Source organism: Streptomyces spinoverrucosus (genome assembly GCF_015712165.1).
GTDB lineage: Bacteria > Actinomycetota > Actinomycetes > Streptomycetales > Streptomycetaceae > Streptomyces > Streptomyces spinoverrucosus_A.
On the sequence record NZ_JADPZX010000001.1, the window covers coordinates 5,232,428 to 5,245,435 of the forward strand.

The following is a 13,008-nucleotide window of genomic DNA, read 5'->3' on the forward strand; positions in this document are numbered from 1 at the left end:
CCCCCCAATCCACTACTTGGCGCACTCGACCTTGTCGGCCGTGGACTTCTCGACGCCCTCCGGCGCCTTCGTGGGAGCGGTGAGCGACACACCGGCGCCCTTGAAGTCCTTGCCCAGCGTCAGCGTCATCGTGGGCAGGCCCTGCGAGTTCTCGACGCTCTCGCCGGGCTTCATCGCGGACCCGGACAGGCCCATGATGTCGGCCAGCCTGCGGGCCTGGTCCGCCTGCTCGGGCGCGTACTCCAGGGTGGTCTTGCTCAGTTCCTCGTCGGCGTTGCCCGCGTTTTCGGACTTGGTGACACCCTCGTCGTTCTGCAGCCAGCTGAGGGTCTCCTGCGCGCTGCCCGCCGGGGCGCCCCCGTTGAGGATCTGCACCCGCACCTCGGACGGGTCGGCCTTGCTGCCCTTGAGCCGGGCGGCCACCGCGGCCGCCTCCTTCGCCTTCTGCTCCTTGACCTCGGTGAAGGAGATGTCCTCCTTGATCATCTGGAAGACCTGCGGTGCCGTCGTCGGGTTGGGCACGACCGTGGCCTTCACCGTCTCCGCCGGGTTGTCGATGACCGGCACGGTGGTGAACGTCAGGTTCTTGGTGTCGAGCTTGCCCAGCTCCAGACCGAGGTCCTTGAGCTTGCCGATGCTGTCCAGCTGCGAGTCGACGGTCAGCGCCTTGGTGCCCGCCTCGGCCAGCTTCAGCATCTTCGACGGGTTGGTGAGCGTTTCGTTGGACTTCAGCTTGCGCATCAGCGCGCTGAGGAACTGCTGCTGGAGGTTGATCCGGCTCAGGTCGCCGCCGGTGCCCACCGAGTGCCGGGTACGGACGTACGCGAGCGCCTGCTCGCCCTCGATGGTGTGCGTGCCGGCCGGCAGGTTGAGCTTGGAGTCGGGGTCGTTGATGTCCTTGGCCAGGCACACCTCGACTCCTTCGACCGCCGTGGTCAGCGTCTTGACCGCGTTGAAGTCGGCGACCATGAAGTTGTCCGGCTGAATCCCGGTCAGCTCGGTCACCGTGCGCATGGTGCAGGACGGCGTACGTCCGTCCTGGCCGAGGCTGGTGTTGAAACGGACGCCCGTCGAGCCCGGGATCACCTCGGTGCTGCCGTCCTCCTGCGTGGTCGGGCAGTCCGGGATGTCCACGATGAGGTCGCGGGGGATGCTGAGCGCGGTGGCGTTGGAGCGGTCCTTGGAGACGTGCAGCAGGATCGTGGTGTCCGCGTGGCCGGGGCTGCCCGCGTCGCCGTAGGACTCGTTGCCCGCGCCGGTGCGCTTGTCGGTGCCGATCAGCAGGATGTTGATGGCCTTGTCCTTCTGGAAGCCACCGGTGCTGGCACCGTCGTCGGCGACGGAGGTGATGTTGTCGTTGAGGTGCTCGATATAGAGGTATCCGGCACCCGCGGCCGCGAGGACGACGAAGGCCATGGTGCCGCCGGTCCACAGCACGGCCTTCTTCGCCTTCGCCTTCTTCGCGGGCCGACGGCCGCGTCGTCCGGGCGGGGGTTCGGCGGGCGCGCCGCGCCGCCTGCGCTGGGCCGGGACCTCAGGGCCCGGGGCGTCCTGCTTCGCGCGGCCGGGGGCCGACGTACGGGCGCGGGGTGCTCCACCGGAGCCACGGGATCCCGCTCTGCGCGGGCCGGGAACGGTCGACTGCGGTGCGGAAGGGCTCAGTCGCAGTTCGTATTCGCCGGTGTTCGGATTGAGTACCCACTGGTCTGCGGGATCGATGTTCTCCGCCCGCCCACGGCCTTGCGCGTCCACGGTTGTCTGAATCCTCCGTCGGGGCCACGCGGCGCCTTCCCCCTTGAGGCGCTCGGTCTCGTACAAACCTCGTACACAGTGCGCGACCCCGGAAAGGGACTGCGTGGCCGGGGGACGGACGCACCGAAGCGCTCACACTATCCGGCCAGTTCAGCGTCAAGCGACGACGGTGACAAATTCCACGTCCCTACAACTGGGCAATCCGCCCATTTCCCAGAACGAAAGTTCGCCGACTTGGCGCGCGCTTTACCGGCAGCCGTTGTCGGCGGCGGTCTTCCCGCTGAACGTGGGTGCCGGGGAAACCGGGGACAGGATGGAATGGGCGTACTCCCCGTAACCGTTCGACTGCGAATCCGCACCCCCGCTCCCGTCGTACGCGCTTTCGCTGAAATCCAGCACGGTCTTCCCGGAGACCTCCACCGGGGCGTCGGCGCGCAACCGCTCGAAGAGCCGCTCGGCTTCGGGCTCCATCAGCTGGTCGCGATTGGCATTGCGTGCGTACGACTCCCGCGGCACCGTCAGGAACTGCACACGTTCCGTGGGAATGGCACGCAGGCCGCGGACAAGGTCGTACAAACCACGCAGACTTGCCAGTCCCGGGTCCGTGGTGAGCGACGACGTGGCCGCGTCCAGGACGGGATACAGCTTCACGGGGTTCAGCAGTACGTCGTTGCTGCGCAGCTTCTGCACCAGGGCCGCGAGGAATCGCTGCTGGCGCTCCATCCGGTCGGTGTCGCTGCCGTTGCCGAGGGACTTGCGGGCGCGGACGTAGCCGAGGGCCTGCTCGCCGTCGAGCGTCACCTCGCCCGCGGGCAGCCGCAGCTTGGCCTCCTTGTCGACGATCGGCTCGGCCAGGCAGATCCGTACGCCGTCGACGGCGTCGACCAGCTTCTTGAATCCGCTGAAGTCGACGACCACGTGATGGTCGATCCGGATGTCCGTCATCCGCTCGACGGTGCGGATCGTGCAGGCCGAACCGCCCGTCTCGTAGGCGTAGTTGAACATCGCGAACACCGGGTCGGTGCGGCTGCCGTCCGGGCGGCGGCAGCTCGGGACGTCCACCATCAGGTCGCGGGGGATCGAGACGGCGGTGGCGCTGCCGCGCCCGGCCGACAGGTGCAGCAGGATGGTGGTGTCGGACCGCTCGGTCCCGGTGTCCCGCCCGTACTTGCGGTTCGCCTTCCCCGCCCGTGTGTCCGACCCGATGAGCAGGATGTTCTGCGCGCCCCGCACCAGCGCGGTGGGCCGCTCCCGTTCGTAGCGCGCGAGTTCGGCTGCCGCGGCCTCGTCGGGCGTGATGTTCCCGTCGAGCTCGGTGTACACGATCCACCCGGCGGCCAGCGCGGCCGCGACGATCCCCGCGACCCCCGCCGTGCCGCACCGCATGAGGCGCCGCCGGCGCCGGCGTATGAGCCCGTCGCCGGTCGCCGACGCCCCGGCGCCCGACCCGGAAACCCCCGCCGGCGTGTTGTCGTCCGGACCCCCGGATGGCATGCCTGCGGTGTCCCTCACGACGGAATCCACCCCTCATGGAGTACGAGCGTGTACGAACGGTCCGAGCGTGTCGTGCGCTGCCCTTACTGCTGTTACGACCATGACCCGGATGGGATGCGGGCGCGGGTGGGGGTGGGCTGAACGGGTGAGGTGGGGGGCGGGTGCCGGGGTTTCGGGAGGGTGGTTCGGTGAGTGGGGCCGGGGGTGTGGGGGCGTTGGGTTTCGGGGGGTCTGAGAGGTGGGGCGGGGGGTTGGGGCGTTGGGGTTCGGGAGGGTGGTTCGGGGTGGTTCGGCGGGTGGGGCCGGGGGTTTGGGGTGTCGGGTTTCGGGGGGTGGTTCGGCGGGTGGGGCCGGGGGTTTGGGGGCGTTGGGTTTTCGGGGGTTGGTCTGAGGGGTGGGCGGGGGTTTGGGGCGTCGGTTTCGGGGGGTGGTTCGGCGGGTGGGGCCCGGGGTGTGGGGTGTCGGGTTTCGGGGGTGGTTCGGCAGGTGGGGCCCGGGGTTTGGGGGCGTTGGGTTTTCGGGGGTTGGTCTGAGGGGTGGGCGGGGATTGGGGCGTCGGTTTCGGGAGGGTGGTTCGGTGAGGGGGGCCGGGGGTTTGGGTGTCGGGCTTCTGGGGGCTGGTCTGGCGGGTGGGGCCGGAGGGTCGGGTGCCCGGTTCGGGAGGGTGGTTCGGCGGGCCTACCGGGCCGTTGCCGTGACGCGCTCGGCCTCGATGCGCTTGGCCAGGGACTCTCCGTCCAGTCGGTCCAGGTTCCGGCACAGCACCACGGACCCCCCGATGGCGAGCGGCGCGTACAGCCCGGCGCTGAGGCCCTCCCAGGTGTCGTACGGCAGTGCGGACAGGAGCCGCGAACCGGGCCCCGTCAGATCCAGCCCGGGCGCGTCGGCCGCCGCCCGCTCCACGACCTCGGCCCCGGTGTACTCCGCCCCGGCCACGATCAACGCCGGCGCCTCCGGGTCCACCGGCGCGTACGGCGCGAACCGGTCGCCGTGACTGGGCACGTCCACCGCGTAGTCGGCGTAGCCCTCCGGCGGTGAGGGGAAGCGCCGCCCCAGCGGGGCCAGCGACAGCGCGTACCGCTCGCCGCGGCAGGCGAGCCCGTCCTCGAACCGACCGGGCCCGGCCACCACGAAGTCCGCCCGCGCCGGATCGCCGTCCATGTCGGCGAGCACGCCCACCGACGAACATGCCAGCAGCCACACCGCCGTCTGCCAGTGCGCGGGCAGCAACAGCGCCACCCGGTCGCCGGGTTCGGCCGACAGCCCGTCCTGGATCAAGTTCGCCGTCTTGGCCACCCAATTGGCGAAGGTGGCCACGGACAGTTCGACCCGTTCTCCGGTGGCGTCGTCGTAGAAGGTGACCAGGGGGCGCGCGGGGTCCGCGGCGAGCGCGGAACGCAGCAGGTCGGCAGCGGTGCGATCGGTGGCGTTCACCTGCGCAAGCGTACGCGCGCGGCCGGGGCGCATCGAGTGGCCGGGCCACCGGATCGGGCGAATCCGCCCCGACAGCGTGTCAATTCCCCGATGGACAGACCTGTATCGCTATGTCCACTATCGGGGGTATGCGTGGATTCCTTGCTTCCTCCATCGGCGTGACCTGTGCGGCCGCCCTCGCCCTACCGCTGACCCTGCCCACGACCATGGCGAACGCGTTACCGGCACCGAGTGCGGGAGCGGGGGCCGGAGCGGGGGCGAAGGCCGCCGCCGACCGTTCCGACCGTTCCGACCGGTCCGATGTCCCCGGCAGCACCCAGTCGCTCCCGCTGGTCCCGCTGGCCGGTGACCGCGCGTCGGGCGCGCAGGGGCTGTCCCCTCGGGACGTACGGCCGTTCTCGCTCCTCGGCGTCGTCTGGGACGACCCCGACACCGAACTCCACGGCCGCGTCCAGGTCCGTACCCGCGCGGCCGGCACCGGCGCCTGGTCCGGCTGGCAGGACCTGGAGACCCACAACGCCGACCACGGCCCCGACCCGGGCACACCCGAAAGCTCCTCCGGCCGCCTCCGTGGCGCCACGGCGCCGTTGTGGGTGGGGGACTCGGACGGCGTGGAGGTGCGGGTCCAGCCCGAGAGCTCCGCGCGTACGGCCGCGCCGCTTCCCTCCGGCCTCCGCCTCGAACTCGTGGACCCCGGCCCGGCGGCCACCGGCGCAACCGCCGCCCGCCGTACCGACGACGACCCCCCGCTCACCGGCCCGCTCAGTGCCGAAACGGCCGCCGCCTCGGAGGCCAACGTCCTGCTCGCGCCACTCGGTGCCACGGAGATCCCGGCGTTGGGCCGGGCGGACACCGAGGACGAGCTGTTCGTGCTGCGCGCCGCCGACATGACGGCGGAGCAGATGGCCCAGCCGTACATCGGCCCGCGACCGCGCATCACCACGCGGCACGGGTGGGGTGCGGACGAGAGTCTGCGGGAGAAGGGTTTCCTCTACACGAAGCAGGTCAAGGCGGCCTTCGTGCACCACACGGCGACCGGGAACAACTACACCTGCGCGCAGGCCCCGTCCGTCATTCGCGGTATCTACCGCTACCACGTCGTGAGCAACGGCTGGCGGGACATCGGCTACAACTTCCTCGTAGACAAGTGCGGAAACATCTACGAGGGGCGTGCGGGGGGCGCGGCGAAGGCGGTCATGGGGGCGCACACGCTCGGTTTCAACAACGACAGCATGGGGATCGCCGCTCTCGGCACGTTCAACACCGCCTCACCGCCTGCGACGACGGTGAAGGCCATCGGGCAGTTGGCGGCCTGGAAGCTGGGTCTCTTCGGAGGCGATCCGGGGGGCAAGACATATCTGAAGTCCGGAGGAGGCAACCTCTATAAAAAGGGTACGAATGTGCGACTCAATGTGATCTCCGGTCACAAGGACGGTTTCCTGACGGACTGCCCAGGACGGCTTCTGTACGGCAAGCTCGGATCCGTCCGGTCGGATGCGTCACGTCTCCAGGGGCGGCCCTGAGGGTCGGGAGGTGTGGCGGGGGGCTTTCGGTGGGGCGTACTGCCGTCGAAGGCACCGGACAACGGTCTGCATACACTGGCCGGCCGAAAGAGAGTTCGGCCGGTCCCGGCAGGAAGCAGAGACGACAGGTGACAGAAGCGATCCTCCTGGTCGGCGGCAAGGGCACCCGGCTGCGCCCACTCACGGTGCACACGCCCAAGCCCATGGTCAGGGCGGCGGGGGTGCCGTTCCTCACGCATCAGTTGGCGCGGGCGAGGGCGGCGGGGGTGGAGCACATCGTGCTCGCCACGTCCTATCTGGCGGAGGTCTTCGAGCCGTACTTCGGGGACGGCTCGTCCCTGGGGCTGCACATCGAGTACGTCACGGAGGAGGAGCCGCTCGGTACGGGCGGGGCGATCCGGAACGTGGCGTCGCGGCTGCACTCCGGTCCTGACGATCCGGTGCTCGTCTTCAACGGGGACATTCTGACGGGGCTGGACATCAGGGCGTTGGTGCGGACGCACGAGTCGGTGGGGGCGGATGTGTCCCTGCATCTGACGCAGGTGACGGACCCTCGGGCGTACGGGCTGGTGCCGACGGACGGGACGGGGCGGGTGACGGCGTTCCTGGAGAAGCCGCAGACGCCGGAGGAGATCGTCACTGATCAGATCAACGCGGGGGCGTACGTGTTCCGGCGGTCGGTCATCGACGCGATTCCGGTGGGCCGGCCGGTGTCGGTGGAGCGGGAGACGTTTCCGGATCTGTTGTCGGCGGGGGCACATCTGCAGGGGATGGTCGACTCCACGTACTGGCTGGACCTGGGTACGCCGGCGGCGTTCGTGCGTGGGTCGGCGGACCTGGTGCTGGGGCGGGCGCCGTCTCCGGCGGTGCCGGGGCGGTGTGGTGACCGACTGGTGCTGCCTACGGCGAGGGTGGCGCCGGACGCGAAACTGGCCGGCGGCACGGTGGTGGGCGAGGGGGCGTTCGTGGCGGAGGGGGCGCGGGTCTTCGGGAGCACGATTCTGCCGGGGGCGGTGATCGAGCCGGGCGCGGTCATCACGGACTCGCTCATAGGTACGCGGGCTCGGGTCGGGCAGCGGTCCGTGCTGACCGGCGCGGTTATCGGGGACGGGGCGGTGGTGGGGCCCGACAATGAGCTCCGCGATGGGGCGCGGGTGTGGTGCGATGCTCGGATTCCGGGGGGTGCGGTGCGGTTCTCGTCGGATCAGTAGGGGGCCTGCGGCGGCCTGCTCGGGTGGGTGCGGGTTGCGGTAGCGCCATCTGCGGGGTGGTGGGGCGGGGCCGTGTCGGGGGGTGTCCGTCCTCGGAACGGCGCGGAATCGGTCACTCACCAACGCAGCCGGGTTGACGCGCCAACCGCTGCGGGCGGACACCCCCCGACACGGCCCCTTCCGTGCGTACGCGAGTGCGGCTATCGCTGTGGTGGCTGCCGCACATGCCTCCTGGCTGCGGGGCCGCGGCGCCGCCCTGCCGCGGGCAACTGGTGCCGCTCAGTCGCGGGCAACTGGTGCCGCTCAGCCGCGGGCAACTGGTGCCGCTCAGTCGCGGGCAACTGGTGCCGCTCAGTCGCGGGCACCTGGTGCCGCTCAGTCGCGGGCAGTCGTGCCGCCTAGGGCGGCACGGGTGGGCGCGGGCGGCACCCCGCAGCGCCGGGCTGCGTAACGTCCTGCGGGTCGGTTGCAGCGCGCGTAGCTGCGGGTAGTCGTGCCCCGCTGGTGCGGGCGGGTGGGCGTGGGTGGCACCCGTTGCGCTGGGTTTCGTGACGCCCTTCGGGTCGGTTGCAGCGCGCGTAGCTGCGGGTAGTCGTGCCCCGCTGGTGCGGGCGGGTGGGCGTGGGTGGCACCCGTTGCGCCGGGCTGCGTGACGTGCCGGGCTTGGCTGCAGCTGGCGGGGCCTTGTTGCGCCGGGCCGTTTACAGCAGGCCGATGTCTCCGCGAGGCATTCGCGGGGCCCGTCTCGGCGGTACCCTCCCGCTCAGCAGGATCAGGCGAGCCGCGCGGTGCCGTTGCCCGGCGTAGGGCTCCAGCAGGGACAGCATCACGGAGTCGTCCGCATCCCGGTCCCCGGCCAGCGCCCACCCTACGATCCCCGGCAGATGCAGATCCCCCACGGTCACCTCGTCCGGAGCTCCGTGGCTGCGTTGGATGGTCTCCGCCGACGTCCATGGCCCCACGCCCGGCACGAGTTCCAACCGGGCACGAGCAGCCCCGGGTTCCATCGCCACCGCTTGCTCCAGCCGCGCAGCGACCCGTACCGCCCGCAGGATCGTAGACGCCCGTTTGTCGTCGACGCCGGCCCGGTGCCACTCCCAGGAAGGGATCAGGGCCCAGGTCCGTGGCGCCGGCATTACATACATCCGGCCTTGCACCGGGCCCGGCGCCGGCTCGCCGAACTTCCGTACGAGCAATCGCCACGCCCGATACGCCTCGTCGGTCGTGACCTTCTGCTCCAGGATCGACGGAATCAGGGACTCCAGGACCAGCCCGCTCCGCGTCAGCCGCAAGCCGGGCCGCCGATGCCGGGCCAGAGCGACGATGCGGTGGCGGGGCGCGAAGAGGGAAGGGTCGTCCGAGGCTCCGAGGAGGTCAGGGAGCTGGTCGAGGAGCCATTGCGCGCCGGGGCCCCATGCCTCGCCCCGGATCTGCCCGGACTGCGCCGACACCCGCAATGTGCCCGGTCCGGCCGGCGTGAGGCACGCGCGCCATACCGACCCGTCCGGAGTTGTCCGGAAGGTCGGATCCCCCGGGCCTCGCCGCAACGGGCCGAGCACGAGTCCGAGGTCCAGTGGTCCGTCCGGTGCCCAGGTCCGGACCCGGCCGGCCGTCCGTGCCACCTGGCGCGGCACGCCCGCGGGTACGGCGACCTCCCCGCCGCGCACCGTCGTACGCGTGGGCCGGGGAGCGAAACGTCCTGCCACGAATGTGATCCCGGGAGTAGAGGAGGAAGGGCTGCTCTATGAGGGTAGGCGTCGGAGGGTCTTGGTCACCGCACCTCGATGAACCCTCCCGCGTCCCGCTCCGGTCGCGGTCGTGGTTGCTCCGCCGGGTGGCCCACCGCCACCGCGCCCATGGGGTCCCAGTCCGCCGGCAGTCGCAGCACCTCGCGCACCACGTCCCGGCAGAACATCGTCGACGACACCCACGCCGAGCCCAGCCGCTCGCCGGCCAGCGCCACCAGGAAGTTCTGTACGCCCGCCCCGGCGGCGACCACGAACATCTCCCGCTCGGCCCCGTCCCGCCGGGCGTCCCCGTAGGTGTGGGAGCCGTCCATGACCAGGCAGGGGACCACGAGGTACGGCGCGTTGCGCAGGACGTCCCCGCGGCGCACCCGCTTGGCGATGGATTCGGCTGTCTTGCCGTCCCGGCGCAGGTCCGCGATCCACGCGTCTCGCATCGCGTCCAGTAGTTCCGTCCGCGACTCGGGCGTCTGAAGGAGGACGAAACGCCACGGCGTCGTGTGGTGCGGCGCCGGTGCTGTCACGGCCGCGGCCACGGCCCGGCGTACCGCGCCGGGGTCCACGGGCTCGTCCGTGAAGGACCGGACCGTACGCCGCTGGGTCACCGCTTCGCGTACCGCCTCCGACGTGCCGAGCCGGAACATGTCGTCACGTGAGTCCCGTACCAGTGCCCGCGCTCCTTCCCCGTCCTCCTCGGCCACCGTGTGCGGCAGGCCGCGTACGACGGCGACCGGCAGTCCGGCCGCCTTGCCCTTGATCAGGTCGCCCGCGGCGGCGAGTTCGTCGGCGGTGGCGACGACGGTGGCGCTGAGCGGATTGCCGTACGCGTCTGTGCCTCCACGTAGATCGTCGAGCACGCGCACGCCGGCGGCGCCGATCGCCACATCCGTGAGCCCCGAGCGCCAGGGGCGTCCGAAGGTGTCGGTGACGATCACGCCGACGTTGACGCCGAGGGTGTCCCGGAGGCCCTCACGGATCGTCCGCGCCGACGCGTCCGGGTCCTCGGGGAGCAGCAGGACCGTGCCGGTGGGGGTGTTCGAGGCGTCGACGCCAGCGGCCGCCATGATCAGGCCCTGGCGGTTCTCGACGATGCGCAGAGCCCCGCGCCGGGCCACCACCCGTACCGTCTCGGCGTCGATCGCGGCCTCCCGGTCGTCCGCCTGGACGATCCGGCCCTCGGCCTTGGAGACGATCTTCGAGGTGACGAGGAGGACGTCCCCGTCGGTCAGGCCCGGCTCGGCGGCGGCGATCAGCTTGGCGAGGTCGTCCCCGGGCGCCACCTCGGGGAGGCCGGGGACCGCCCAGACCCGGTAGCCGGTCATGCGGCCCGCACCTCCTCCGCCAGCGCCAGCGCGTCGCGGGCCATCTGGGCAGCCGCCTCCTCGTCGGTCATCAGCAGCGGTACGGCCCGGCAGCGGATGCCCGCCGTCTCGACCCGCTCCACCGCGCCCGCGTCCACGGTGTCCACGAGCCAGCCGTCGAGCAGCCCGGAGCCGTAGTGCTCGGCGACCGCCGCGGCCGTGGCCTCCACGCCGACCGCCGCGAGCACCTTGTCCGCCATCCCGCGCACCGGCGCGTCCCCGACGATGGGGGAGAGGCCGATCACCGGCACCCCGGCGTCGGCGATCGCCCCCCGGATGCCGGGCACGGCGAGGATCGTGCCGACCGACACGACCGGGTTGGAGGGCGGGAAGAGGATGACGTCCGCCTGCGCGATCGCCTCCAGCACGCCGGGCGCGGGCTTGGCCTGTTCGGCGCCGACCGGCACGACCGCCTCGGCGGGGACCGAGGCCCGCAGGCGTACCCAGTACTCCTGGAAGTGGATCGCCTTGCGCTCGCCGTCGAGCTCGACGGCCACGTGCGTCTCGACGCGGTCGTCCGTCATGGGGATGAGGCGGACGCCGGGCTGCCAGCGGTCGCACAGGGCTTCGGTGACGGCGCTCAGCGGGTAGCCCGCGCCGATCATCTGGGTGCGGACGATGTGCGTGGCGAAGTCCCGGTCGCCGAGGCCGAACCACTCCGGCCCCACGCCGTACGCCGCGAGTTCCTCCTTGAGATGGAAGGTCTCGTCGGCTCTTCCCCAGCCCTGCTCCTCGTTGATGCCGCCGCCGAGCGTGTACATCACCGTGTCGAGGTCCGGGCAGACCTTCAGCCCGAAGAGGTGGATGTCGTCACCGGTGTTGCCGATGACGGTGATGTCCGCGTCCGGCACGGCCCGCTTCAGACCGCGCAGGAACCGGGCACCGCCGATGCCGCCTGCCAGAACCACAATGCGCATGGGAGCAAGTGTTGCAGGCGGCTACGACAACACGTCACGCAGTCACAGCTCGGGCCTCGCAGTGGTGGGTGGTGTGCATGGGCATCTCTGTGAGGCCCGGGTAGTAGATGTGCAGGCTGACCGCCGGTTCGAGGGCGTCGTTCACCACCTCGTGCACATAGCCCGGTGCGAACACGCGCTGCGCGCCCGGCACCAACGCACGCGTGCCCCGCCGCGTCCGCTCGGTGAGGGTGCCGTCCAGGACGGTGAGGACGCCGGAGGAGGCGCCGTGGTCGTGCAGGCCGCTGCCCTGACCGGGCACCCAGGACAGCAGCCAGACCTCGTAGCCGGGGCCGGTGCGCAGCCGGTGGTACCAGCGGCTGGTGGCGTCGTACTCGACGAGGTGCTCCCACTGGGAGCGGTCGGCGGCGATCGAGCGGGCCAGGCCGACGAACTCGGCGACGGTGGCCGGGTGCTCGCGCGGGGCCTGGAGCAGGTGCGGGACTTCGAGGATGTCGCCGGCGATCTGAAGGTCGCTGTCGCTGTTCATGGGTGCGGTGGTTCCTCGGCGGAGAGAAGTGCGGGGGGCTGGGAGTCACGTACCGTCCGCCCGGGTCGCGGGCGGGAGGGGCGCCCTGGTGCGGGCGTGGGGAACAGCAGCCGAGTCGCGATGGACTCAGGGGCAGCCGGAGCGCGTTGGGCTCAACAGCTGGGACAGCAACAACAGCTACAGCGAGCGTGGGCAGCACCGAAGGACCCGGCGGAGCGGGTCGAGGTGGGCGCCAAGTTCGCGAGCATGCCCACAAGGACAGCGGCTCACACCCGTCACTGTCAACTCGGCGCCCGAAATGTGGGACATGTTTCACCTCTTCCGGTTCATCGCCCAGGTGAAAGGTTTGCTCAGGCCTTCACCGGGACACATGGCGCACAACCGGGCGCGCAAGCCTCGTTGCGATCCCGTGATCCGACTGTGATCCGGTTCGCTTCGATGCGCGCGTCGGAACGAGATTGAGCCACTGGGCGTCCTTCTCCGTACAGGGTCTGAGTGAGGCCAGTGGCCTCCCGGGCCCCGACAGCGTGTCAAGGTTTATGGCGATTTGAACACTTTCCGCACGGCCTTGGTTCCGCAGAGTGAATAAGGGGCTCAATAGCAGATCTCGGCTTGACTCGCCCGGAGCAGCACACTTGTAATTTCACTCGTGTCGTTCAGCCGGAATCGGTAACGGCTACATCACGGGGACGCGAAAGACAGACGAGGGGCGCACATGACCGAGCTGGTGCAGCAACTGCTGGTCGACGACGCGGACGAGGAACTCGGCTGGCAGGAGCGCGCGCTGTGCGCCCAGACCGACCCCGAGTCCTTCTTCCCCGAGAAGGGCGGCTCGACCCGCGAGGCCAAGAAGGTCTGTCTCGCCTGCGAGGTCCGCTCCGAATGCCTTGAGTACGCCCTGGCCAACGACGAGAGATTCGGCATCTGGGGCGGTTTGTCCGAACGGGAGCGCCGACGCCTGAAGAAGGCGGCCGTCTGACCGAACGGCACACATCGTCTTCGTACATACGGGGCGAACGGCCCGTCGCGGGTGGGTTATCCA

At 70.8% G+C, this 13,008-nt stretch carries 10 protein-coding genes; 3 read left to right on the forward strand and 7 right to left on the reverse strand.

Annotation, left to right across the window (positions count from 1 at the left end):
• Positions 1 to 12: 12 nt before the first annotated feature.
• The 3 genes from I2W78_RS23825 to I2W78_RS23835 all read right to left on the reverse strand — a co-directional run bounded on the left by I2W78_RS23825 (position 13) and on the right by I2W78_RS23835 (position 4,680).
• Entirely contained in the window at positions 13 to 1,752 is a 1,740-nt protein-coding gene (locus I2W78_RS23825; RefSeq protein WP_196462308.1) for an LCP family protein, read from the reverse strand.
• Between the two features lie 246 nt (positions 1,753 to 1,998).
• Complete coding sequence (locus tag I2W78_RS23830; protein ID WP_196462309.1) at positions 1,999 to 3,246, reverse strand: LCP family protein; 1,248 nt, start codon at positions 3,244 to 3,246, stop codon at positions 1,999 to 2,001.
• Positions 3,247 to 3,924: 678 nt separating this feature from the next.
• Positions 3,925 to 4,680 (reverse strand): TIGR03089 family protein, encoded by a 756-nt coding sequence (locus I2W78_RS23835; RefSeq protein ID WP_196462310.1) that lies wholly within the window; start codon positions 4,678 to 4,680, stop codon positions 3,925 to 3,927.
• 128 nt (positions 4,681 to 4,808) lie between these two features.
• Here I2W78_RS23835 and I2W78_RS23840 point away from each other — a divergent pair, with 128 nt between their 5' ends.
• Both I2W78_RS23840 and I2W78_RS23845 read left to right on the forward strand, forming a co-directional pair.
• A complete protein-coding gene (locus I2W78_RS23840; protein ID WP_230885565.1) occupies positions 4,809 to 6,203 on the forward strand; it encodes a peptidoglycan recognition protein family protein in 1,395 nt (464 codons plus the stop codon).
• Positions 6,204 to 6,331: 128 nt separating this feature from the next.
• On the forward strand, positions 6,332 to 7,414 hold the full coding sequence (locus I2W78_RS23845; RefSeq protein ID WP_196462312.1) for a nucleotidyltransferase family protein: 1,083 nt from the start codon (positions 6,332 to 6,334) through the stop codon (positions 7,412 to 7,414).
• Between the two features lie 701 nt (positions 7,415 to 8,115).
• Here the strand turns inward: I2W78_RS23845 and I2W78_RS23850 are convergent.
• The 4 genes from I2W78_RS23850 to I2W78_RS23865 form a co-directional block, all read right to left on the reverse strand.
• On the reverse strand, positions 8,116 to 9,120 hold the full coding sequence (locus I2W78_RS23850) for a DNA-3-methyladenine glycosylase family protein (RefSeq protein ID WP_196462313.1): 1,005 nt from the start codon (positions 9,118 to 9,120) through the stop codon (positions 8,116 to 8,118).
• 65 nt (positions 9,121 to 9,185) lie between these two features.
• Positions 9,186 to 10,481: a coenzyme F420-0:L-glutamate ligase gene (locus I2W78_RS23855; protein ID WP_196462314.1), complete on the reverse strand. Its 1,296-nt coding sequence runs from the start codon at positions 10,479 to 10,481 to the stop codon at positions 9,186 to 9,188.
• The gene (gene cofD / locus I2W78_RS23860) at positions 10,478 to 11,437 is read right to left on the reverse strand and encodes a 2-phospho-L-lactate transferase (protein ID WP_196462315.1); all 960 of its coding nucleotides are present in this window, start codon (positions 11,435 to 11,437) and stop codon (positions 10,478 to 10,480) included. The genes I2W78_RS23855 and cofD overlap by 4 nt, the downstream gene beginning before the upstream one ends.
• Before the next feature lie 34 nt (positions 11,438 to 11,471).
• Positions 11,472 to 11,966: a cysteine dioxygenase gene (locus tag I2W78_RS23865; protein WP_196462316.1), complete on the reverse strand. Its 495-nt coding sequence runs from the start codon at positions 11,964 to 11,966 to the stop codon at positions 11,472 to 11,474.
• Between the two features lie 715 nt (positions 11,967 to 12,681).
• Between I2W78_RS23865 and I2W78_RS23870 the strand changes: the two genes are divergently transcribed.
• A complete protein-coding gene (locus I2W78_RS23870) occupies positions 12,682 to 12,945 on the forward strand; it encodes a WhiB family transcriptional regulator (protein WP_003975777.1) in 264 nt (87 codons plus the stop codon).
• Positions 12,946 to 13,008 lie beyond the last annotated feature (63 nt).

Coding starts and splice junctions, on each gene's coding strand:
- I2W78_RS23830 (WP_196462309.1), bottom strand. CDS start 3,246: ATGCCATCCGGGGGTCCGGACGACAACACGCCGGCGGGGGTTTCCGGG.
- I2W78_RS23870 (WP_003975777.1), top strand. CDS start 12,682: ATGACCGAGCTGGTGCAGCAACTGCTGGTCGACGACGCGGACGAGGAA.
- I2W78_RS23855 (WP_196462314.1), bottom strand. CDS start 10,481: ATGACCGGCTACCGGGTCTGGGCGGTCCCCGGCCTCCCCGAGGTGGCG.
- cofD (WP_196462315.1), bottom strand. CDS start 11,437: ATGCGCATTGTGGTTCTGGCAGGCGGCATCGGCGGTGCCCGGTTCCTG.
- I2W78_RS23840 (WP_230885565.1), top strand. CDS start 4,809: ATGCGTGGATTCCTTGCTTCCTCCATCGGCGTGACCTGTGCGGCCGCC.
- I2W78_RS23865 (WP_196462316.1), bottom strand. CDS start 11,966: ATGAACAGCGACAGCGACCTTCAGATCGCCGGCGACATCCTCGAAGTC.